Below are 24,126 nucleotides of genomic sequence, written 5' to 3'. Positions count from 1 at the left end.
ATTCTTCATCAGTTGTCCTTATTTACTTCAAAACGATCTTACTTGCATTTTTATGAAAAAGTTTTGTTTTTAGCTGAATTTCCGAATGCAGAGCTTAAAAATTTCCCCAAGGAAAGGGTGTTACTTCCTGAAAGAACCAATGCCATTGCAATCGCTAATAAGGATACATCAAATTCATATCCATTAAGAAATCCTTTGCTCAGTTTGACTGTAAAAATAGCGCCCAGCATAATCATAATAATTCCAACTGCTGCTGCACGAGTGAATAGACCAAGAATCAAACACGCTCCACCTATCGTTTCAATTGCAGTCACTACATAAGCGAGTATCGCAGGCAGCCCAATTGAGGCAAAAAACGCAACAATCCCCTCAAATCCTGAAATTTTTTGTAAACCATGAGCCAAAAAAATGACTCCTAAAGAAACACGAAGCACAAGCATGCTCCATTCATAATAACGTTTTGACATGATTCATTACCTCCATTTTCTTTTACTTATTGAGTTAGTCAATATTTTCAACAAAAAAGATACGGCATTTAGTGCATTAAATCATTGTTTTTGTAATACCGCAATAGTTCTTCATCCTTCTCACTATGACCTAAATCTTTAAATTCAACTACCCCCTGACCTACGCCGGGTAACTTTTCATAAGCTTGAACATATCCAAGAGTTTGTGATCCCATTACGCCCAAAAGCATACATAGGTCGCGAAAAGCACCTTCTGGTTTTGCCATCTCAATGAGTTCCTGATCGATTTTAAATACATCCATTCCCTTACCTTCAGAAAGTAACTGAAGGACTTGACGATCAAATTGTTCATGCTTCTCCAGCATCTTACCACTCATAAAACAACGAAGGTCATGAGACAGGGAACCAGAAGCTAAAAATAACACTTTGCCACCCCAATTTCTCAGTGTAGTTCCTAAAGTTCTCCCCCATCGAAATGCGCAGAGAGGAGAACCAGATACAGAGAGAGGAATTACAGGAATATTTTTATCTGGAAACATGAAATGTAAGGGAATCGTGATCGCATGATCAACACCGTGTTTGAGAGCATTAGGAAAAGTCAGGTTCTTTTCTCCAGCTTTCAAAAGCAACTCAGCCAATTGTGGATGCCCGGCAACATCATATTCAACCGCTGTGCGAAATCCATAATAATCCGTTACAGTTTTATGAAATGGTGAATTATCGATAAAAAATTTTTCTTCATTCTGCCAGTGAGTCGTTGCTGCTACTACAACTTCCACACCCCATTCTTGCATTTTTACCCCAATATCTTGAAGAGCTTTTATAACTGATGATGATTTATGATCCATCTCATCCTCTAGCAACGTTGGAGCATGTGGCACAATCGCCCCATAAATATTTGAATCTATTTTCATGATACTCATCCTTTCTAGCTTATATACTGATCATCATTTAGATTTGACTTCCTATATAGAAACCAATCCATTAATGACTGCATTCTAATATCTTAGTCAATACGAGATCGAAAAAAGATACGGTTTGATTGAGCTAGGTATTCAAAATAAAATGAATCCCAAGAAAAAGTATTCAACACTCTCTTGGGATTCATCTCATTTTGAAAAGCTATATTTACAGGCTCTTAGATTGACAAACATCACCAGATAAAGTATACTCAAATAAATTTAACTGCTGACTAGAATACTAGAGGTGGACAAGGAATGTGTTTGTTACACGATTCTCTAGTCCATCTTTTTTTCTTTTCAGTTGAAAAGAAAAGGAGTGAAAAGGTATGAAAAGGACTTTCGATACAACCAGTGAAATTAGCTATTTTAGTCGATTTAGTATTAAAGCGAAGTTGATTTTATTCACAGTATCACTTACCTTACTCGCTATCGTTGCTACTTTAGTACCTGCGCTTTATCTTCTAACTGAATATAATAACAATGTGGCAACTGAGCAAGTAAAGGAAAGTATGAATGGACTGACCACAACTCTTGAAGATTATAAAAAAAATTCACTCAATTTTGGAGCTGTTATCGCAAGTCATCCAGGAGTTATAAAAGGGATTAAAACCAAAGATGCAGATACTGTTTTACAAGAAATTGTTCCACTGCTCAAACGAGCTAACATTGATTTTGCCACAATCACTGATGAAACAGGTAAAGTCATCGTTCGTACTCATGAAAAAACCAAAGGCGATAGTGTGGTAAACCAAGCCAATGTTAAGAATGCTCTCACTGGTACAGCCTTTGCTGCAATTGAATCTGGCACAGCGGTTAAATTTTCTGCCCGAGCCGGGACGCCAGTTAAAGATGAACAAGGCAAGATTATTGGGGTCATTTCAGCAGGCTACTATATCAGTAATGATAAAGTCGTCGATCGAGTAAAAGAAAATTTTGGTACGGATGTCACATTATTTTTAGATGATACTCGTGTTGCCACAACGATTATCAAAGATGGTCAACGAGCGCTCGGTACTAAATTAAGTGAAAACGTTGCTACTAAAGTGCTTAAAGAAGGAGAACAGTATATCGGAAAAGCAGATATACTTGGAGCCCACTATATCACTCAATATGCACCATTGATAGGACCAGAAAACAAACCAATCGGCGCCTTGTTTGTTGGTAAAAATGTTGAATCCCTTACGACTGCACGAAATAAAATCGCAATGGTCATCGGTGGTATTTCATTTTTTGTGATGTTGATCGTTATCATACTTGCTACTATCATTTCTAATAAAATAACTCAACCAATTCGCAAACTAGCGACCGCTATTGGCTGGGTTGCTAGTGGGGATCTCAGCAAATCAGTTGAGATATCTACAAAAGATGAAATCGGCTTGCTTGCAAATGGCTATAACACAATGATCGAACAACTAAAAAATTTGATTACAAATGTTAATTCTTCCGCTGAAACTTTAACGAGTGCGTCCAAAGCCCTTACGACAAGTGGTAACTATTCAGCCCAAGCAAGCCAGCAAGTTGCATCTGCCATTGCAGAATTGGCAAATGGCGCAGAGCTACAACGCTCATCAGTAGAAGAAACTTCTACTGTCATCGAACAAATTTCAACGGATATTCAGCAAGTCGCAACAAATGCTCACCATGTTGCTTTAACTACACAAAAAACCATTGTAACATCAAAAGAAGGTAGTCAATCTGTTGAAAATGCGGTTAGTCAGATGAATACCATTGAAATAGCAGTTGAAAACTCAGCTATAATGGTTACCAAACTCGGTGAACGTTCTAAAGAAATTAGCGGTATCATTGATACTATTTCAGGAATTTCCAAACAGACAAATCTCTTAGCTTTAAATGCCGCAATCGAAGCAGCGAGAGCTGGAGAACAAGGCCGAGGTTTTGCTATCGTAGCGGAAGAAGTCCGAAAACTAGCTGAACAATCCCAAGAATCTGCAAAACAAATTGCTCATTTAATTGGTGAAATTCAAAATGACACTGATAAAGCTGTCATTGCAATGAACGATGGTACCCGCGAGGTCAGAATTGGGGCCCAAGTCGTCACAGCAGCCGGTAAATCTTTTCATGATATAGCAGATTTAATTATGGATGTCTCTAACCAAGTAAATCAAATCTCTGCAGCTAGTCAACAAATGGCAAACGGTAGTCAACAAATTGTCACTTCCATCAATAAAATTAATGAAGTAAGTGCAGAAGCTGCAGGTCAAACACAAAATGTTTCTTCTATTACCGAAGAGCAATCTGCATCAATAGAAGAAATAGCCTCATCAAGTCAAGCACTGGCTAAAATGGCCGAAGATCTGACCCATGCCGTTAATAAATTTAAAACATAAGGATCATCATATTTCCTTACTTTTTAATAAAAGTTCCATTATCAATTTCGCGAAAGGCTTGTTGCAATTCCTCTCGCGTATTCATGACAATCGGTCCACCCCAGGCAATCGGTTCTTGAAGCGGTTGTCCTGAAAAGAGTAGAAAACGCATACCATGGTCACTTGCACGGGCAAAAAACTGTTCACTATTTTCAAACAGCACTGCCTTATGACTCTCAATTACAGTTTGCATTTCAGTATCAAAACAACCTGATCCTTCAACGATATAGATAAATAATGTTTCCTCTATATCCGTTGCCATGCTCCATTCCTTTCCTGGTGCTAATTCTACATCTAAGAATAATGTTTTTACATAATCCCCCTGTGTTGCTCCTTTTTTATCTCCATAACTTCCGGAGATAATACCGATCGTACACCCCTCTTCTTGTATTTTAGGAATCATGGATGCTGAAATATCCCGATACTGGGGCCTCGTCATTTTATCTTTGCGAGGAAGATTAAGCCAAAGCTGAACACCAAGCATCCGCTTCGAAGGTTGAGGCATTTCTTGATGAAGAATTCCACCACCAGCCGTCATCCATTGGCAGCATCCATCAAGGATGCTGCCTTTGTTGTTTAAGCTGTCGCGATGTTCAACATTACCAGCAATTAAATAGGTCACAGTTTCAATCCCTCGGTGAGGATGCCAGGGAAAACCTTTGATATAGTCTTTAGGATCGCGAGAATCAAAAGCATCTAACATTAAAAATGGATCAAACTCCTGAGTATCCCCATGACCGATAACTCGCACCAATTTTACTCCCGCACCATCAATTTGACTAGAGCCAGTCACAATTCTACGTATTTTTCGTATCGAACTCATCTGTAACATCCTCCCTTATCGTAATATATCAGATTAAAACTTAGAAAAAATATTCATAAATTTAATCTTTTATTTCATGAGAGCCTAAGTATTTCGACATGAGTACATATTGCTTCCCATCCCGTTCAAAACTGTCCCCTATTTTCTCCAAACCAAAACGCTGGTAAAAAGACACTTTGTCCATTCTTGCATGGCACCATATGCGATTCACTCCCATATGGTTAGCCTCTGCTAACATATATTCTAATAATTGAGTTCCATAGCCTCGATTTTGCATTACAATGCATGTAGCAAATTTACGAAATTGAGCTTCTTTGTCATGGAGAAATAGAGAAATAACTGAGATAAGTCTATTTTCAATAAAACCGCCATAATGAATCCCTCGATCATCGTCTTTTAGCTTCACATAGTCAATACTTTTCGTCGGCCACATGACTTTTTGCCGCAAATTCCATGTTTCTTCCATTGAGATCTTCTTAATTTCCATTGTTCTTTTACCCCTGACTCACTCAATTGTACATCGATAATAATGCCTAACTACATACTTTATTTAATTTTCGCCCAGTCAACTTCCTTAAATCCTACAAAAACTCCATCACCAGCAATTAAAATCGGACGCTTGACAAGCATTCCATCAGTGGCAAGCAAGGCAAGTTGTTCAGCCTCAGACATAGTTGATAACTTATCTTTTAGTCCTAATCCTTTATACACGAGTCCACTTGTATTAAAGAATTTTTTTAGAGGTAGCTTACTTTTCGTGTGCCATTCTTCTAATTCAGCGACCGTCGGATTTTGTTCTTTAATATTCTGCTCTTCATAGATAATACCATTGTCATCTAACCACTTTTTCGCTTTTTGACAAGTAGTACATTTCGGATAATATATAAATTGATATTTCACTACAGTATCCTCGCTTTCATAATCTAATCTCTCTTCACGATTCAACATAAATCATTTTCTTAGTCATACCACCATCAATAACAATATTCTGACCAGTGATAAAATCATTTTTTTCATCAGTCAAAAATAAGCACGCTCTAAAAATATCTTCTGGTTTTCCCACACGTTTAGCGGGATGTTGCAGATGATCATTTTTCGTTAATATGTCGTAATTATTATTTTCAATCCACCCTGGACTGATGGCATTCACGGTAATATTCTCAGAACCAAGGGAGAGAGCTAGAGCATGACTTAGTGATACGATTCCCCCTTTTGATGCAGCGTAAGCTTCAGAGTTTGGTTCAGACATCAGATAACGTGTAGAGGCAATGTTTACAATTCTACCATAATCATTTCCCCGGCAATATTTTGCAAATTCCTGAGCAGCAATAAATGCAGCTCTCAAATTGAGATTGATCACTTCATCCCATTCTTCAATTGTCAATTCATAGATAGATTTAAAAATACCTTTTCCGGCATTGTTGATTAGAATATCGATTTTGTGATATGTTTCAATAATCTTTTTAAACATACTTCTAATTTGCAGACTATCCTGTAAATCAATTTGATAAAAAATAGCTTTATGCCCATTTTCTATATATTGATTGACTAGCACTTTACCATTTTTTTCATCTATATCTGCGACAATCACAGTTGCCCCTAATTTTAAATATTCTTGGCTGATCACTTTGCCAATACCATTAGCACCACCCGTTACCAAAATAATTTTATCAGTATACTTCATATTCTTCCCCTATCCGTATCCAATTTAAATCCTTCAGTATTGACAATTCCATCACACGATCAACAAGATTCATAGCTTATTATCGATTGAGTAAGTTGAATAAATTAACCCTAATACTATCGAGGAGAGGATATGGTTATTGTATTTTTCATCTTACCTTCTTCAGATCCATGAGTATATCCAACAACATCGAAATGTTCTCCAAGCCGCTTTGCCAACATCTCATAATTTGACGCTTTACTTCGCATGCAAGAAGACAAATGAACCACATCCACACCATTTTTAATCATTGTCTCAATTTTACGGTCAATATCACCATCAGCGTGTGAAAAAGCAACAAGTTCTATTTCACCCTCATATCTCTCAAAAGCATCTTTTTTCTGAAAAAAAGCATTCAAACAACCTCGACCTGTACAACGCTCCATGGTTTCTTCTCGAACTAATATAGCAATTTTCATAAATCACCTCATACTTATATTTTCATTAATTCCTTTAGTCGTCTTTCTAAGTTTGCGAATAACTCTTCAAAGGTTTCAAGGTCCACATTTTTTATTTTTTCTTCAGCCAACAAGGCTTGCTCCGCTATCTCTTTTGCCCTTACATTTCCGGCAGAGCCTTTTAGACGATGGAGAAGACTTGCTGCTGCTTCAAAGTTTTTTTCAAAAATATGGTGTTTAATATCACTGATCAACTGATCTGCTTGCTCACAGAATTTTAGGAGTATCATTTCACTTGTTTCTTTATCTAAACCAGTGGCTTCCATGAGAGCACCGAGCGTTGTCTCGAAAATAGTATTATCTTCGAGCTGATTAGGCTCGTTAACCCGCATATTTACATATTTTTGAACCACTTCAATTACTTCGCTAATATTGATTGGTTTACTAATATAATCATCCATTCCTGCTTCTAAGCATTTTTCTCGATCGCCTTTTAAAGCATAAGCAGTCATCGCGATAATCGGCGTGCGAAAATTCATCTTTTTTTCTTTATTTCGAATCATGGCCGTTGCAGAATAACCATCTAGATAAGGCATATTAATATCCATCAATATCACATCAATATTTTCTCTTTCAAATGCCAAAACAGCTTCATTCCCATTTTCTACTGCTATCACTTTAAAACCATTTTTCTGTAAAATAATTGTAACCATATTTCTACTGACTAGATCATCTTCAGCAAGTAATATTGTTTTAATCTCTCGATTTTCATACTGAATCAATTCGCAATCAACCTCCTCTTTATTCATAACTTTTAATTGATTATTAACGCCAAATACAGCTGTAAAGAAAAAACGGCTTCCTATTCCTTCTTTACTTTCTACTCCAATTTCTCCATTCATGATTTCAATCAGTTTTTTTGAAATGGCAAGTCCAAGTCCTGTTCCGCCAAATCTTCTAGTATTTGACTCATCAACCTGACTAAATCGTTTAAATAACTTTTCAAGTTTTGCATCCGAAATTCCAATTCCTGTATCTGTCACCATAAACATCAATTTCACTTTATCCTTATATTTTTTTTCAATACCAATCTCAATCTCGACTTTACCTTGGGATGTAAATTTAATTCCATTACCTACTAAATTCGAAAGCACTTGTCGCAAGCGAACAGAATCGCCAATGATTGTCTGCGGTATGTCTTGATGAATTTTCACTGCAAGATACAAACCCTTTTGCTTTGCTGCAATCGCAAATAAATCCATCACTTCATTTATTATTTTTCGAACATCAAAAGCAGCCTCTTCTAAATCAATTTTACCAGCTTCAATTTTCGAATAATCCAAAATATCATTTAATACTCGCAGCAGTGATATAGTTGACGCTTTTACAATAGTTAAATATTCTCGTTGTTGTTCTTGCAAATCTGTCAGTAAAGTGATATCTGTCATCCCAATGATTCCATTCATTGGCGTTCTGATTTCATGGGACATATTAGCAAGAAATTGACTCTTTGCAGCATTGGCCTGTTCTGCTTCTTCCTTGGCTTTTACTAATGCTTCTTGAATTCTCTTGCGTTCAGATATATCAAGAAAAATAATAATTCCTGCTTTTATTTTTCCCGCTTCATCCATTATGGGTGCTGCATTCGCCCATATCGCAAGGTCTTTAAAACCTTCTCGCCGTATCATAAATTCATCGCTACAAGCCTCACCATAACGGATTGCCCTGACCAAAGGAATTTCATTATATTCAAATGGTGTTCCATTGTCATGAAAAATATTCCAATTAGCAAGATAATCATTAATATTTTGATAAAAATAGTCTTCAGACTGGTGACTAATTAATCGCCCAGCTTTATTTAAATAGCGTAATTTTCCATCTGGAGCATCCACAATTGCGATACCAGCTTGACAATTATCCAATGCAGCCTGTAATATAGCGCGTGTTTCCTGCAAAGATTCCTCTGTTGCTTGCCGCTCCATGATCTCTTCCTCGAGCGTTGCATTAATCTCTTGTTGAGTCTTCATATTTTCAACTAAATAAGCATTTAACAGACGAATTTCTTTTTCATCTTTTTTCCGCCTGAGACGATTTCTTAACAGTAGCCCTACAAGAACTGCTTCAAAAAATACGAGCAATGTTGCTCCGAAAACATGCCAGCGATAAGTTTCCCAAATCGTCGGCTCTTTGTATAAAATCTTACTTCCTAATGGTAAGTTTTTTTCAGAAATACCCCACCGCTTCATTTCTCTCCAATCAAAAATGTATTCTGCCGCAGCGGTCTTGCTCGCTGGAGCGTGGGCGGTTAGATTGCCTTGCAGCACATTGTTTGCTACTTCCCCTACCTTCTTACCAAGAAGTTCCTGACTTGCCATATAGCCTCCGATCGATCCCTGACCTACAAAAGATGATACAGAACCATAAATCGGCACTGGCGCTACTTGGTACATCTTTTTCAAAGCATCACCTGGAATGAAAGCATTGCCTGCAACATCGCGAAACAAAAATAAATATAAAATCACAGAATGATCATCAATATTTTTTATAGTCTCTAGCATTTGATCAAATGGTAATTTATTTAAATAAACAAATTCTATTTTGTCAGTAAAACTTGCAAACTCATCAATCGATTGTTCTACTACTTTGCGTTCCCTTTCTGAATCACCAACAACGACATAGATCTTTTGTGTAGTGGGCTGAGCTTGAAGAATCAAATTGACTGCATTCTTCATACCATAGGTTCCAGCCACATCAAAATAATTAGCTGGTAAATTCGAATGGATTTCTTGCTCCCTCTCATAAAAGCCAAGTACTGTTGGTACACCAGGAAAGGTTTTTTCTCCATACTGAATCATAAAATCTGCTGCCGATACAAAATGAGTAATAATCAAATCTGGGGGATCCAGCGCATACTTTTCTTTAAGGAACCGAGACAAATTCTCACTATAGTCTTTATTAGACGCATACCTCCCCATCTCAAGATATTCATATACATAATCAATTTTTTCAGGAGCATCATGTTCAAATTGACTTTGAAGGCCACGCGTGAATAAAGCCTGTACAGGAATGTCCGAACCATAGGAATAAAGGATTAAAACTTTTTTGGTCTGACTGACTTTCTCTGCATAACAATATTGAACTAACATTCCAGTTAGCAGCAATGGGATAAGGCTCAATCCGCAAATTTTTTTGAATCCTATCACTAAGATACCTCCGTATACGATGTCAGCCTGCCTAAACTTTTTTGGTAAATATACACTTCTATACTTTTACATAAAAACCTTCTAAATATAAAATTAGCCTAAACCAAAGTCTAGACTAATTTTAATCATCCATATAAACCCGTAAAATCAATTTGTTNTTTTTTGGGAAATATACACTTCTATACTTTTACATAAAAACCTTCTAAATATAAAATTAGCCTAAACCAAAGTCTAGACTAATTTTAATCATCCATATAAACCCGTAAAATCAATTTGTTTTATTGGCCCATCAGCCGATAACCGATTCCAGATTCTGTAATAATATACTGAGGTTGAGTAGGATCTTTTTCAATCTTTCGCCTTAACTGTCCAACATAAATACGAACATAATGAGTATCATCATTATAGGAATTCCCCCAAACCGCTTTCAACAATTGCTTATGGGTTAATACCCGCCCTGCATGTTGAGCCAAAAGCTTAATAATTTCATATTCCGTAGGAGTCAGTTTTACTTCATGTCCATCCACTGTCACATGCCGTTTTATTAAATCGATAGATAACCCGCCACAGTTCAGTGAAGACTCACTCTCACCGGCTGTCATCCTTCTTACGCAAACACGTATCCTTGCCATAAGTTCCCCCATACTAAAGGGTTTAGTTATATAATCATCAGCACCAGCATCCAACGCATCAATTTTTTCTTTTTCCTGATCGCGAGCTGTCAATATAATAATTGGAGCACTTGACCACTCCCTAATTTCACGGACAATTTCCTTACCATCTCGATCGGGTAACCCAAGATCAACAATCATCAAATCCGGTTTAAAAAAGGCTGCTCGATTAATACCATCTTGCCCAGATGTTGCTTCATCGATTATAAAACCATAGGCTTTTAATGAAACACTTAACAATTTGCGAATTTGTGATTCATCATCAATGACTAAGATTCTCGCTCCGTTTTCCATATGTCAGTCACCTACCTCTATTGGAATTGTCACGCCGTCTCCTCGGATCGGCACAGTAAAGCTAATTGCCGCACCTTTGCTCAACCGATTTTCTGCCCATATTTGTCCATTATGAGCTTCTACAATACTTTTACAAATGGATAATCCTAGTCCAGTCCCAGCAATTTTCCGTGGTTGTTTTACCCGATAAAATTTTTCAAAAATATAGGGCAGTTCTTCTTTGGGTATCCCTATCCCATTATCTAGAACCGTTATCTTGATATGTTCCCCCTCTTGAAAAGCAGTAATGATAATTGTACTGCCCAAATGAGAATATTTCATGGCATTATCAATCAAATTAACCATAACTTGCTCCAAAAGAACAAAATCAGCACGAATCAAGGTCAATTCCGGTGCCAACTCAGTTTTAATTACATATTTTTGAGTCGCCTCGCCAATCCGCCGCAAGGATGCACCTATAATATCCTCAATATCACACCAATCGTTCTTTATGTGTAGCATGCCATTTTCCATACGAGCGGTATCAAGCAAATTAATCACCACTCGCTCCATTCGACTTGAACCTTCCTGAATACTTTCCAAAAGATCATGACGCGTTTCATGACTATAATCAACTTTGGTATCCAAAAGCATGGATGCCGCACCAACGATTGTCGACAAAGGAGTGCGTAATTCGTGAGAAATAGAATTTAATAATGCACTTCGTAATTTATCAGCTTCGACTAATAAAGCTGTTTGGCTAGCTTGTTCCGTTAGTTTTACTCTTTCTACTGCAATGGCTGCAAAACTTACCCAGGCATTCATAAGCTGCCGTTCTTCCAGTGTCACGCTTTGCCTTTGCCGGTCAAGCTTTGCACCAAATATACCGACTACCTTATCCCCAGTCATAAGAGGAATATACAAATATTGACCACCAGGTAAAGTATCCGTCGATCGACCAGCTACTTGACCATGCTGATACGCCCAAACTGCTACAGCATATTCAGACTCTGATAAAAGCTGTTCCTCTATACCCTCGTGAGTACTTTCATTATTATGGTATCCCTGAACCATCAATACATCCCTGCTATCTGGCAAAAGTACACGGATAGACCGCCCAAGGTTTTCCCCCATATGACTGGCTAATTTCTGTACAATTCGATCTAAATCCACAACACCAGCAATTTCACGACTAAAATCATAAAGAGCACGGATACTTTTTTCACGCTGCCGGGCGGTTCTAGCCTCCGAGCGCAATAATTCCGTCCGTCCACCAATGAAAAATGATACTAATAAAAAAATAACAAAACTCCAAATCGATTGAATATCAGATACAGAAAAAGTAAAAATGGGGGGAATAAATAAAAAATCATAAGCCAATACGCTAGCCAATGCTGTTAGATACGACGGCAATCGCCCCCACCAAAAAGCTGTAAAAAAAACTGGTACTAAATATAATAAAGCAATATTAACAATTTCAATCTGACTTTTCAGCATCCAACTAACAGCGGTTATCCCTGCTGCCATGCTCAGACCACCGACATATTGAACTAGAGGCACTGGTTGTACAGTAGGCAAAGCCGTCCTAATTCCGACTTTAATTGCCTTTTCCTCATTTTTTTCTTCTGTACCTTGAATAACATATACGTTAATATTACCACTGTTTCTTATCAACGTATCGACTACTGACCCATGTATAAATTCCCATATTCGACTGTGATGTGGTTTCCCAATAACGATGGCCGTTACATTATGAGTACGAGCTATATCGAGTATTTCGACCGTTAACTCTTTGCCTACAACAGTCATTGTTTTACCACCAAGTTCTTCTGCAAGGCGTAAATTGCGCGCTACCCGATCTCTTTCCTTATCACCCATAGGAAAAGGACGTTTTGGTGTTTCAATATGCACAGCAAGCAACTCAGCACGTAAGCCGCCTGCCAAACGGCGAGCGGCACGGATAAGCTGAGCTGAGAAAGGACTGGCACTGACACAGACCATGACTCTGCCAGAAGCAGGCCATGGTCCTTCAATCTTTTCTTGTTTCATATATTCGGCTAAATCCTGATCTACACGACTAGCCGTAAACCGTAGGGATAATTCTCGCAAGGCATTAATATTCCCTGGTCGAAAAAACTTTTTTAGAGCCTGCTCTGCCTGGCCTGGAATGTATACTTTTCCTTCTTTCAATCTCTTGATCAGTTCTTCAGGAGGTATATCAATCAGTTGTATACTATTAGCCTCTTCCAAAATATGATCGGGAACAGTTTCTCGGACAATCACTCCAGTAATTTGCGCCACTATATCATTTAGGCTTTCCATATGCTGGATGTTGATTGTTGTATAAACATGAATTCCATTATTTATTAACTCTTCAACATCTTGAAAACGCCGAACATGACGAGAACCGGGGATGTTAGTATGTGCTAGTTCGTCAACCAATACAATATCCGGCTTTTGCTCAAGAATGGCATCTATATCCATTTCTTGCAATAACTTATCCCGATATTCAATTTCTCGAGGAGCAATACGCGGCAGACCAGCAATTAATTTTTCCGTTTCCACACGACCATGAGTCTCCACCCAACCAATGACTATATTTACCCCCTCAGCGAGTCTATCGTGTGCAGCCTCTAGCATAGTATATGTTTTCCCTACACCAGCGACTGCACCTAAAAATACAGTAAGTTTACCGTTTGCTTCTTTGCTAATCTTTTGTAATAGTTCATCGGGGCTCGGACGTCTATCTTCTCTTTCCTTCACCATAATACACCTCCTAAAGAGACCTTATATTTTCCCTAAGAATTTATCACTTCAAAGTATCAAGTGCCATATTCAATTCTAATACATTAACTCTTGTAGCTCCAAGAAATCCGACTTGCTGCCCTTCTATATGTTCACTTACAAGAATGCGTACCTCTTCAGGAGAAATTCCTCGTGCTTTGGCGACTCGCTTGACTTGCATATATGCAGCATCAGGTGTAATGTGCGGATCAAGACCGCTAGCTGATGCCAATACTAAGTCGCTAGGAACACGATCGCCTTCAGATAACTGATTCTGTTCACGTTCATTCCTTACTCGTTCCAATACGTCATCTTTCAATTTTTGACTAGTCGGCCCAAGGTTTGATCCAGAAGATGAGGACCCATCATAGCCATCAGCACCAGCTGCAGACGGTCGGCCATGAAAATACCCCGGATCACTAAAGTTCTGACCGATAAGTTTAGATCCAACGAGCTTCCCATTTTGAACCAGCATAGAACCATTTGCTTGGCTGGGAAATAGTAATTGAGCTAGGCCAGTCATTCCTAGAGGATAAAGGACACCTGTTATTATTGTTAATACTAATAACATCTTTATAGCGCCTATTAATGTTTTCCACATATCAGTTCCCTTTCCTTTTATATAATATCGTCATGATTATACTAACCCAAAAGCCACCAAGATCATATCAATGATTTTAATACCTATGAAAGGCACAACTAAACCGCCAAGACCATAGATAACAAGATTTTTTCGCAAAATCACGTCGGCTCCCACTGGTTGGTACTTCACTCCTCTTAAAGCAAGGGGAATGAGGGCAACGATGATCAATGCATTAAATACTACAGCACTTAAAATAGCGCTTTCTGGAGTCGCCAGTCTCATGATATTAAATATACCAAGTACAGGATAAGTTCCCACAAACATAGCCGGAATAATAGCGAAGTATTTGGCTATATCATTGGCGATACTAAAGGTGGTTAGTGCTCCTCGCGTCATCAGCAACTGCTTACCTATTTCAACGATCTCAATTAATTTAGTCGGATTGGAATCAAGGTCAACCATATTACCTGCTTCTTTGGCTGCTTGAGTACCGCTATTCATCGCTACGCCTACATCCGCTTGAGCCAAAGCTGGAGCATCATTGGTTCCATCACCAGTCATGGCCACTAGCATACCTTTTTCTTGGTATTCACGAATCATTTGTAGTTTAGCCTCTGGAGTGGCTTCAGCCAAGAAATCATCGACTCCCGCTTCAGCGGCAATAGCTGCAGCCGTCAAAGGGTTGTCTCCTGTAATCATAACAGTCTTAATACCCATCTGCCGTAATTCACGGAAACGTTCTTTAATGCCGCCTTTTACAATATCTTTCAAATGGATGGCACCCAGGACTTTAGTATTTTGTGCTACAACCAAGGGTGTTCCGCCGCTCTTAGCGATAGTTTCGCAAGTCAAACGTACTTCAGACGGTAGAAAACTGCCTTGTTCAGCTACGTATTTTTGTATTGCCTCCATAGATCCTTTTCGTATTTCTCGCCCTTTCATATTCATGCCGCTCATGCGCGTCTGAGCCGTAAAAGGGACAAACTCAGCATTGAGTGCCGCCAAATCCCGTTCCCTCAGATTGTATTTCTGTTTGGCTAGCACTACAATACTGCGTCCTTCTGGTGTCTCATCTGCTAAAGAGGATAATTGGGCGGCATCAGCCATATCAGACTCACTAATACCAGGGGCTGGAATAAATTCCGTCGCCATACGATTCCCTAAGGTAATTGTCCCTGTTTTATCGAGCAACAGTACGTTGACGTCACCAGCCGCTTCTACGGCACGGCCAGACATTGCCAAAACATTACGTTTTAATAACCGATCCATACCAGCGATACCAATGGACGACAAGAGTCCGCCAATGGTGGTAGGGATTAGACAAACCAATAAGGCGATCAGCACGGTAACAGACAAGGCTGATCCAGAATAAATGGCGTAAGGTTCTAGCGTTGCAACAGCAACTAGAAAAATAATGGTTAAACCTACTAGTAGAATAGTCAGGGCAATCTCGTTAGGTGTTTTCTGACGTTTGGCCCCTTCTACCAAGGAGATCATTCGATCTAAGAACGTTTCTCCAGGATTAGCCGTAATACGGACTTTCATCCAGTCGGATAACACTCTAGTTCCACCTGTAACTGAGGATTTATCCCCACCTGATTCTCGAATCACAGGAGCGGATTCACCAGTAACAGCACTTTCATCTACTGTCGCCATGCCCTCCACGACTTCACCGTCACTTGGAATGACATCACCAGCTTCAATCAATAACAAATCACCTTTTTTCAACTGATTCCCATCTACGATTTCCACAGTGTTTCCAGATATTTTTTTTGCTTTGGTATGACTACGGGTACTTTTAAGAGCTTGAGCCTGAGCCTTCCCCCGTCCTTCGGCAATCGCTTCGGCAAAATTTGCAAATAGTACTGTAAACCATAACCATAAGTTAATTTGCAAGGCAAAAGAACTGTTGCCTGTAGTACCTTGGAGTACATCACGAAGCATTAAACCAGTGGTAAAGATTGCCCCAATGAACACAATAAACATAACAGGATTCTTCATTTGTATACGGGGATTGAGCTTGCGGAAGGCGTCACGAGCCGCCTCCACGATAATTTCTTTGTTAAAACTACTTTTCTTATTCATCATTCTCATGCTCCTTTAAAAGGTTGCTCCCTGCAGCATTAACAATTGTTCCACGATGGGTCCAAGGGCTAGAACCGGCAAGAAAGTAAGGGCTCCCACAATCAGTACCACGCCAGATAATAAACCGACAAATAAGATTCCTGTCGTGGAAAAGGTGCCTGGTCCCGGGGGCGATATTTTCTTCTGCGCCATACTGCCCGCAATTGCGAGGACTGGAAGAATCACTCCAAAACGTCCCAGCAGCATCGTTACTGACAGCATAAGATTATAAAATGGAGTATTGACCGTCAATCCACCAAAAGCACTGCCATTATTGGCTGCACCAGAAGCAAAAGCATACAGCATCTCGCTTAGACCATGAGGACCAGAATTGGCAATTCCCTCTACACCAGCTTCGGTAATTGAAGCGATAGCACTGCCAAAAAGAATAGCCACTGATGGAATCAAAATAGCGAGTGTCGCCATCTGCATTTCTGAAGCTTCAATTTTTTTGCCCAAATATTCAGGTGTCCGTCCCACCATCAGACCGACAATAAACACCGTAAACAAGACATAAATCATCATTCCATAAAAGCCAGATCCTACACCACCGACGACGACTTCTCCCAGCATCATTTGCAGCATAGGAATCAATCCGCCAAGAGGTGTCAAGCTATCATGCATAGCATTCACCGCTCCACAAGAAGCAGCTGTAGTCACTGTAGCAAATAAGGTTGTGCCTCCAATACCAAACCGCACTTCTTTCCCTTCCATGACAGTAGAACCACTGACTCCTAAATTCCCTATCATCGGATTACCATAGGTTTCACTTGCATAAGTTACCGCTAACATACTGACGAATAAAAGAAGCATGGCTCCTATGACCGCATAACCTTGTCGTTTATCACGAGCAAGATGCCCAAAAACGAAAACTACTGCCGTAGGTATCAAGAAAATACTTACGATCTGTAAAAAATTACTTAATGGAGTGGGGTTTTCAAAAGGATGGGCTGAGTTAGCATTAAAGAAACCTCCGCCATTGACTCCGAGCATCTTAATGGCTTCCTGAGAAGCTACCGGCCCCATCGCCAACGTTTGTTTTGCCCCCTCTAAGGTATCAATCGTTATATAGGGTGACAAATTTTGCAAAACACCTTGTTGAACCAACATCATTGTAAATACAATGGATAAAGGTAATAAAACCCACACTACGCTGCGCACTAAATCAACCCAAAAATTTCCTATGTGTAACGTGGTTTTCCGAGTCAAACCTCTGATAAAAGCAACTGCCACAGCAAGCCCTACGGCTGCAGATAAAAAGTTCTGTACCGTTAAGGCAGTCATCTGGGTAAAATAGCTCATGGTATTTTCTCCAGCATAGGCCTGCCAGTTCGTATTGGTTACAAAACTGACTGCAGTATTAAAGGCAAGATGCCATGGAGATACACCCGATAAACTTTCAGGATTAAAGGGTAAATACTCTTGCAGTACTTGAATCAAATAAACCATTACTATGCCAAACAAGTTAAAGACAAGTAAATTTTTGGCATATTCTTTCCAAGTCATTTCTTTGGTTTCATCCACACCTGTCAATCGGTAAATCACTTTTTCTACAGGACGAAATAAAAAATCTAACCATGTTTTTTCACCAGTAAATACACTGGCCATATATTTCCCCAAGGGCAGCGCCAAAAGAATTAAGGCTACCAAATACACGATAAATAAAATCAAATCGCTCATCATTTTAAAATTCCTCCGGTTTCAACAGTACGTAAGTCAAGTATGCTAAAAGTAGTCCCCCTAATATGCCAGCCAACCATAAATCGCCCATTACTCTTCCTCCTCGTATATCTGAGCTTTTGTTACAAATTGATTGTATCTCTAATTGCGGTAAAAATGGTGTCAGGAATAAAGCAGCAGATGTAAAACTAATATAAAGAAATTTCATAAAAATAATCGCCTAAACCAAAGTTTAGACGATTCTAAAATAACACTGATGAAATTTCCCTTAACTCTAAAGCCCTTGCAGATCAGCAAAATTTCTCCCTATTAGCACCGATTTAATAAATGATTTCTTATCCTAATTAAAAATTCCAGTACGGATTCCCTTCATCTTATCAGCATGTAAAAAAAACATAAATATATATAATATCTTTTATTTCCCACACAGCTTGCCTTCTCTTTTTTCAATCTTGAAGGAGTTTATTTTTTTATGGTAAATATAACATTAATGGATAATTCGGGAAACGAAGGGGAATTTAGCATGAAAAGTACTCAGAACATTCAGTCTGCAAAATTTAACAATGTACCAATTATCATCTTGTTAGTGTTAATGTATGTCATCGTTGCTATGAGTGATAACTTCAAAGGAATCTTTGTACCATTTTTCAAGGAAGATTTTGGGGTAAACAATACGCAGATCGGGTATATTTTAACCGCTGGTTTATTAGCATATGCAATCTTTCAATATATTGGAGGAATCCTGATTGAAAAATTTGGATATAAGAAAGTTATATCTCTAGGTTTCATACTGGGAATGGCTTCTTTGTTACTTTTAATTACGAGTAAAACATATATATCCTTAATTATTGGGTTATTTGGTTTAAACATCGGCATGGCTATGTTTAATGTAGGAGTCAATACATTAGGCCCAATCCTTACCGTTGCATCAACAGCTGTTTTGATGAATTTTGTAAATTTTTCATATGGAGCTAGTAATACAGCAATACAGCAGATTGTAGGCAACCTTTTATCAACAGGTGTACAATGGCCTACATTCTATGTTTTTATGCTGATTTGCTCTGGGATATTATTTATCTATTTGTTATTCCTTAAAATACCCTATAAGCCCAAAAGTGAAGCAATCTCTTATAATAAGCTAGACTTATTGAAAAATAAAATGCTTTATTTTTATATCCTTTCCTTAGGTTTCTATTTAGCTTCTGAATACGGCATCGGCAATTGGTTTGTTAATTATATGAAGGAAGAATTTAATTTAAATCCAGATCGAAGGGCATTTTACGCAGCATTGTTCTTTGGTTTAGAAACATTAGGAAGACTTTTTGGCGGTTTTATCGTTGATCGACTGGGATCTTTTAAAAGCATGTTACTATTTGGCTGTTTTGCTTCACTATTGTCTGCAATCGGTATTAGTTTTGGCGAAAGTGGCTTGCTAATATTCTCTGCTGCTGGTTTTTTCTATTCCATTATTTACCCAACACTCATTACAACCGCCCATCAAGTTTTTAAGGAAGCTGCTTCCTATGCAATTGGGTTAATCTTAATGTGCGGAACACTCATCGCAATGGTTGTGAACATGTTGATGGGTATCGCAAATGATTTCATCGGAGTGTATTATTCCTATTATAGTGTGGCTATTTCCATAGCTATCACCACAATCGTTATCTTTTTTATTAAACGGAGTGTAGAATCAACACAAATCAGAACCAAATTAGAAGGACTGAACAAGGCCATAACCTAATGGATAAATACTATCCATTAGGTTATTAAATCCTTCGACCCAAGTTGCACTGTTTAATACCTTCTTCAAATACAGCAAAAGCAAATGTTAATTGTTCCCTTGTGATAATAAGAGGCGGATGCCACGTAATACAGTTTCCAGCTGATACCTTAAATGATAACCCATGTTTTAAGCAATAATAGAGTATTTGTTCAGTAAGCTCATCATCTTTTTCTTTTGAAGATCGATCTTTTACCAGTTCAAAGGTTATTAAAAGGCCAGCAATTCGATAATCCCCAATGCATTCATATTGATTATACAATTTTTTTGAACATTGTCTGGCAAATTCTGATTGTTTGTTACAATGATCCAGTAACCCATTTTCATCAATATATTTGATTGTCGCACAAATTGCTGCACATCCCACTGCTGGTTTTTCATGAGTGTAATGTCCTAATGAGATATCCTCAGCCCTGTCATATTTAGTTTTAACAAGGATAGCCGCCTGTGGTATAACAGCTCCACCAAGTCCTTTGCCAAGTACGAGGATATCTGGCTCAATGCTGAAATTTTGATGTACATAAAAAGCTCCACTTCTGCCAAGAGCCGTTGGAATCTCATCAAAAATAAGTAGTATACCATTTTGATCACAGAGTTCACGAAGCCTTTGAAAATAAGATTGGGGAGGAATGTGGGTATCCGTTGCTCGGATCGGTTCTAATAAGATTGCACCTATATCGCCTTCATTTTTGATGATATATTCAATATAATCGGTCGAAAATCTCGCAACAGTTTGCGGACAATTGCTATTCATAAGATTTCGATAAGCATTATAAGGTAATGCTCTTATCGTTCCAGGCATCATAGGTCCCATATCCTTACGAAAGATAGACTCCCCCCCAACAGAGATGGAATCAAGACCTGCTCCATGGAAGGATTCCCACATGGAGATTACTTTATGCCTACCTGTAATTTTACGCGCGACTTTAAGAGCAATCCCTACAGCAGCGCTACCTGATGGCGTAAATAAAACCTTATAATCTTTTGACATGGTTTTATCGACCAGTGCATTAGCAGCAGTTACCGCAATATCTCCTGTGTATCTTCTCGGTATAAAAGGCAACTCATCTAACTGTTTCTTAATGGCTTCGATCACATAAGGGTTCTTATAACCAACCTGATGAATACTATTTCCATGAAAATCAAGATATTTTTTGCCATTTATATCAGTGATATAACACCCTTCTGCATCGACAATGACATTCATGCACGGTGTTGACATGGATTGTTTCATAAACGTATCTTCATCAGCTTTTAAGACTGCTATGCTTTTTTCATCCAAAGTATTCAGCCAATTTTTTCTTTGCTGGCTAGAATTAACGTCGCCTTCTCGATTTATTTCAAATTGATTTTGCATTTGGTCTTTTTCCTTTTAGGAGTAGAGTATTAATTTGTTCAATTAATGGGGGAAGATCTTTCATTGTCTCTATGGTAAAATCTGCACCATACTCTAAAAATGCTTGCTGGGTATTTTTAATGGTTTGTTGTTTCTCTATTTCTGATAGACTTTCAAACTCATCATAGCTGAGCCCCATCTGAGAACTGCCAACAATGACTCCAACAGACCAAACTCCAGCATTGAGTCCTTCTGCAATATCTGCCGCCGTATCGCCAATTTTAATGACTCGCCACGGTGCGGACAATTGTAAAGCCTCCATATTTCTAAATATCATATATGGATAGGGTCTTCCATAGGAATTAGTAGAATCAGGCGTAATCCAAAAATCCGGTTCATAACCTTTCTCTTTCGCACCTTTTTCTACTATTTTCATCATCGAATTTGTATAACCTGTTGTCGATCCAATTTTCAGCCCTTTTTCCCGAAGCAGCTGCACTGTCTTGACTACTTCAGGCAGTGGTTCTGTATACTCTGCAAGAGAAGCGAGAAGTAAAGGCTCAAAATTCGAATATAATTGATCAATATCTTTTTCGCTAAAACATTGCCCATACTGTTCTTGCCAAAGTTTGTTGATTCTTGGCATTTCCAACATAGCCTTAATATGATCTCTTTTTAGCATTCCCATAGGAACTCGCGCTTCATCGATCCTTACTTCTATACCTACAGCTTTAAAAACCTTAGTAAATACATGAACTGGAGCAAAGCAACCAAAATCAACAACAGTTCCAGCCCAGTCAAATATAACACCATCAACTTTACTCATTTATGCCCTCACATATTCTTTGATTATATCGCATAATTGCAGAATATCCTCTTCGTATATTTCACCAATCGTACCAATTCGAAAAGTGTTTACATCTGTCAGTTTACCAGGGTATAAAACAAAACCTCGTGCCTTCACATACTGATAAAACATATTAAAATCAAATTCTTCTGTTGGAAAGAGGAATGTTGCTATAATAGGGGATTGAAAGGTTTCTTTTAGGTATGCAACAATTCCCATATGATTGAGTTTTTCGCGTAACAATCTATTATTTTTTTCGTAACGTTTATTTCGCGCAAAAACTCCTCCTTCGTCCACTAATTCGTCAAGAGCCTTTGAAAATGCTGCAACAACATGGGTTGGTGAAGTATAACGCCACTTGCCATCCTTATCCATATGTTTCCACTGATCGTATAAATCTAAAGACAAACTCCTTGAGTTGCCTTGACAATTTAAAAGTTTTTCAAGCTTAGCCACCACAAAGCAAAAACCTGGTACACCTTGAATACATTTATTGGCACTGCTGATCAGATAATCAATGCTCAAGTCCTGCACATTGATTTCAATTCCACCAAAACTGCTCATGGCATCAACAATTAAAGTTTTACCATACTCTTTCGAAATTTGAGCAATGTCTTCAATTGGATTAAGAATACCCGTTGTCGTTTCACAATGTACCATTGCGATATGAGTAATCGCCTCATCACTTGCAAGAATCATTTTGATGTCACCAATATCATGAATCATGTCATACGGAACATGATAAGCAACATAGTTAATACCGCTATATTGTGCCATAGTTACCATTCGTTCGCCATAGGCGCCATTCGTAATGATCAGACATTTATCTTTTTTGCCAATACATGTTGTCAATACAGCTTCAACACCAAAACTCCCACTTCCCTGCATCAGTACCGCTGTATATACAGCAGGTGATACTGATGCGATCTCAAGAAGTTGACGTCTGATTTTTTGTGTTATGTTTTTATATTCATCATCCCAAGTACAACGATCAAAAAGCATTTCTTCTTTAACCCTACTTGTCGTTGTTAAAGGCCCTGGGGTTAAAAGTTTATACTGTTCCATCTCTTTCCCCCTCCATTTCTTCATAATAGTTATTTTGCAGATTTGAAAAATTCTTGATGAGCTTCAAGCAGCTCCACAGTCAATGGTTTAGCAAAAACTTTTGGATTACCAGCCTTATTTAAATCAGTTACGACCTCACCTTGATATAAAGCTACAGGATAATCCTTAATTAATTCAGGTCTAGCTTTCTCAATAATTACTTTTGCCATTTCCATAGCAAGTTTTGTCGTGGCTGTATCTGCTTTTTTAACGACTGCAATTGATTCTGTCAGTGTATAATTTCCTTCGATTGGATCAATATAATCGATTGGTTTTCCTGCAGCTTTATCCGCTACCGCCTGATGACGAAGACCAAATCCTACTGCAACTTCTCCAACTCTTACTTTTTTAATAGGACCTGAACCTGACGTTTCAATGTGAGGACCACAATTTTGAATCAGCTTATTGAGAACCACTTTACCTTCAACTTCTCCATATTCGCTGATAATCGCCTGCATTAGTAACCATGCAGTGGAAGAATTCATTATATTAGGAATGGAAACGAGCCCTTTATACTCATCTTTAGTTAACTCTTTAATGGATTTTGGTATGGGAAGTCCCTTCTCTTTGATGACTTGGGTGTTTATAAAGATTGCACCTGTATTGGCAAGGATCGGAGTATAATAGGATGGATATTTTGCAAGAGCTTTCGTTTCAAAATTAAGTTCGGCAAACATTTTATGTTTTTGCTCGGCACTTTCTATAAAATAAGAACTCATTGTAACTAAATTGGCCTCAATTTTGTCACCTTCGGCCATAAGCTTACCACCTAGTTCAGAAGTACCCATGCTTTGTAGCACGTACTTCCCTTCATAGCCTGCAGTATTAAGACTATTTTGCATGGCTTGTACCGCTTCTTTATCTGCATTGGTATAGATAACGACTTTCTGGGCACTGGTATTATTAGAACATCCTGCCAAACTAATCAACATCGCCATTAAACTGAAACAGAGTATCAAATTCTTGACTATTTTTTTCATA

The 24,126-nt window shown here is 38.4% G+C and carries 20 protein-coding genes; 2 read left to right on the top strand and 18 right to left on the bottom strand.

From position 1 onward, the window contains the following. Nucleotides 1-50: 50 nt before the first annotated feature. Both ACAN52_RS18900 and ACAN52_RS18895 read right to left on the bottom strand, forming a co-directional pair. Complete coding sequence (locus tag ACAN52_RS18900; protein ID WP_378956523.1) at nucleotides 51-467, bottom strand: DoxX family protein; 417 nt, start codon at nucleotides 465-467, stop codon at nucleotides 51-53. Nucleotides 468-535: 68 nt separating this feature from the next. Beyond that, nucleotides 536-1,381: a hypothetical protein gene (locus ACAN52_RS18895; RefSeq protein ID WP_378956522.1), complete on the bottom strand. Its 846-nt coding sequence runs from the start codon at nucleotides 1,379-1,381 to the stop codon at nucleotides 536-538. Between the two features lie 374 nt (nucleotides 1,382-1,755). Between ACAN52_RS18895 and ACAN52_RS18890 the strand changes: the two genes are divergently transcribed. Beyond that, nucleotides 1,756-3,777: a methyl-accepting chemotaxis protein gene (locus tag ACAN52_RS18890; RefSeq protein ID WP_378956521.1), complete on the top strand. Its 2,022-nt coding sequence runs from the start codon at nucleotides 1,756-1,758 to the stop codon at nucleotides 3,775-3,777. Between the two features lie 16 nt (nucleotides 3,778-3,793). Here ACAN52_RS18890 and ACAN52_RS18885 read toward each other — a convergent pair whose 3' ends face one another. From ACAN52_RS18885 to ACAN52_RS18830, 12 genes are all read right to left on the bottom strand, one after another. After that, on the bottom strand, nucleotides 3,794-4,639 hold the full coding sequence (locus ACAN52_RS18885; protein WP_378956520.1) for a pirin family protein: 846 nt from the start codon (nucleotides 4,637-4,639) through the stop codon (nucleotides 3,794-3,796). Nucleotides 4,640-4,700: 61 nt separating this feature from the next. Further along, nucleotides 4,701-5,126, bottom strand: coding sequence for a GNAT family N-acetyltransferase (locus ACAN52_RS18880; RefSeq protein WP_378956519.1), 426 nt, complete (start codon nucleotides 5,124-5,126; stop codon nucleotides 4,701-4,703). A 59-nt stretch (nucleotides 5,127-5,185) separates the two neighbouring features. Further along, nucleotides 5,186-5,587 (bottom strand): arsenate reductase family protein, encoded by a 402-nt coding sequence (locus ACAN52_RS18875; RefSeq protein ID WP_378956518.1) that lies wholly within the window; start codon nucleotides 5,585-5,587, stop codon nucleotides 5,186-5,188. Then, on the bottom strand, nucleotides 5,574-6,323 hold the full coding sequence (locus tag ACAN52_RS18870; RefSeq protein ID WP_378956517.1) for an SDR family oxidoreductase: 750 nt from the start codon (nucleotides 6,321-6,323) through the stop codon (nucleotides 5,574-5,576). Before ACAN52_RS18870 ends, ACAN52_RS18875 begins: the two co-directional genes overlap by 14 nt. 116 nt (nucleotides 6,324-6,439) lie before the next feature. Further along, nucleotides 6,440-6,781, bottom strand: a complete 342-nt coding sequence (locus ACAN52_RS18865) for a CGGC domain-containing protein (protein ID WP_378956516.1) — start codon at nucleotides 6,779-6,781, stop codon at nucleotides 6,440-6,442. 14 nt (nucleotides 6,782-6,795) lie between these two features. Beyond that, the gene (locus tag ACAN52_RS18860; protein WP_378956515.1) at nucleotides 6,796-9,963 is read right to left on the bottom strand and encodes an ABC transporter substrate binding protein; all 3,168 of its coding nucleotides are present in this window, start codon (nucleotides 9,961-9,963) and stop codon (nucleotides 6,796-6,798) included. Nucleotides 9,964-10,241: 278 nt separating this feature from the next. Further along, nucleotides 10,242-10,928 (bottom strand): response regulator, encoded by a 687-nt coding sequence (locus ACAN52_RS18855; protein ID WP_378956514.1) that lies wholly within the window; start codon nucleotides 10,926-10,928, stop codon nucleotides 10,242-10,244. 3 nt (nucleotides 10,929-10,931) lie between these two features. Further along, a complete protein-coding gene (locus tag ACAN52_RS18850; protein ID WP_378956513.1) occupies nucleotides 10,932-13,673 on the bottom strand; it encodes an ATP-binding protein in 2,742 nt (913 codons plus the stop codon). Nucleotides 13,674-13,716: 43 nt separating this feature from the next. Next, on the bottom strand, nucleotides 13,717-14,292 hold the full coding sequence (gene kdpC / locus ACAN52_RS18845; protein ID WP_378956512.1) for a potassium-transporting ATPase subunit KdpC: 576 nt from the start codon (nucleotides 14,290-14,292) through the stop codon (nucleotides 13,717-13,719). A 36-nt stretch (nucleotides 14,293-14,328) separates the two neighbouring features. Then, nucleotides 14,329-16,368, bottom strand: coding sequence for a potassium-transporting ATPase subunit KdpB (kdpB, locus tag ACAN52_RS18840; protein ID WP_378956511.1), 2,040 nt, complete (start codon nucleotides 16,366-16,368; stop codon nucleotides 14,329-14,331). 6 nt (nucleotides 16,369-16,374) lie between these two features. Then, a complete protein-coding gene (kdpA, locus tag ACAN52_RS18835; RefSeq protein WP_378956510.1) occupies nucleotides 16,375-18,081 on the bottom strand; it encodes a potassium-transporting ATPase subunit KdpA in 1,707 nt (568 codons plus the stop codon). A 1-nt stretch (nucleotide 18,082) separates the two neighbouring features. Next, nucleotides 18,083-18,169, bottom strand: coding sequence for a potassium-transporting ATPase subunit F (locus ACAN52_RS18830; RefSeq protein WP_378956531.1), 87 nt, complete (start codon nucleotides 18,167-18,169; stop codon nucleotides 18,083-18,085). A 432-nt stretch (nucleotides 18,170-18,601) separates the two neighbouring features. Here ACAN52_RS18830 and ACAN52_RS18825 point away from each other — a divergent pair, with 432 nt between their 5' ends. Next, the gene (locus tag ACAN52_RS18825) at nucleotides 18,602-19,819 is read left to right on the top strand and encodes an MFS transporter (RefSeq protein WP_378956509.1); all 1,218 of its coding nucleotides are present in this window, start codon (nucleotides 18,602-18,604) and stop codon (nucleotides 19,817-19,819) included. Nucleotides 19,820-19,844: 25 nt separating this feature from the next. Here the strand turns inward: ACAN52_RS18825 and ACAN52_RS18820 are convergent, their stop codons facing one another. Genes ACAN52_RS18820 through ACAN52_RS18805 form a run of 4 tightly spaced genes read right to left on the bottom strand, consistent with a single transcriptional unit; the run spans nucleotide 19,845 to nucleotide 24,125 of the window. After that, nucleotides 19,845-21,215, bottom strand: a complete 1,371-nt coding sequence (locus ACAN52_RS18820; protein ID WP_378956508.1) for an aspartate aminotransferase family protein — start codon at nucleotides 21,213-21,215, stop codon at nucleotides 19,845-19,847. Continuing rightward, nucleotides 21,199-22,020 carry a phosphonoacetaldehyde hydrolase gene (gene phnX, locus ACAN52_RS18815; RefSeq protein ID WP_378956507.1) on the bottom strand — a complete coding sequence of 274 codons (822 nt, stop codon included), beginning with the start codon at nucleotides 22,018-22,020 and terminating at the stop codon, nucleotides 21,199-21,201. The genes ACAN52_RS18820 and phnX overlap by 17 nt, the downstream gene beginning before the upstream one ends. After that, nucleotides 22,021-23,106 carry a 2-aminoethylphosphonate--pyruvate transaminase gene (phnW, locus tag ACAN52_RS18810; protein ID WP_378956506.1) on the bottom strand — a complete coding sequence of 362 codons (1,086 nt, stop codon included), beginning with the start codon at nucleotides 23,104-23,106 and terminating at the stop codon, nucleotides 22,021-22,023. A 29-nt stretch (nucleotides 23,107-23,135) separates the two neighbouring features. Further along, on the bottom strand, nucleotides 23,136-24,125 hold the full coding sequence (locus ACAN52_RS18805) for an extracellular solute-binding protein (RefSeq protein ID WP_378956505.1): 990 nt from the start codon (nucleotides 24,123-24,125) through the stop codon (nucleotides 23,136-23,138). Nucleotide 24,126: the final 1 nt, after the last annotated feature.

Origin of the sequence: Pelosinus sp. sgz500959, from assembly GCF_042610375.1 — a bacterium.
Lineage (GTDB): Bacteria > Bacillota > Negativicutes > DSM-13327 > DSM-13327 > CTSoil-075.
This window is presented reverse-complemented; position numbering and strand designations above follow the sequence as displayed.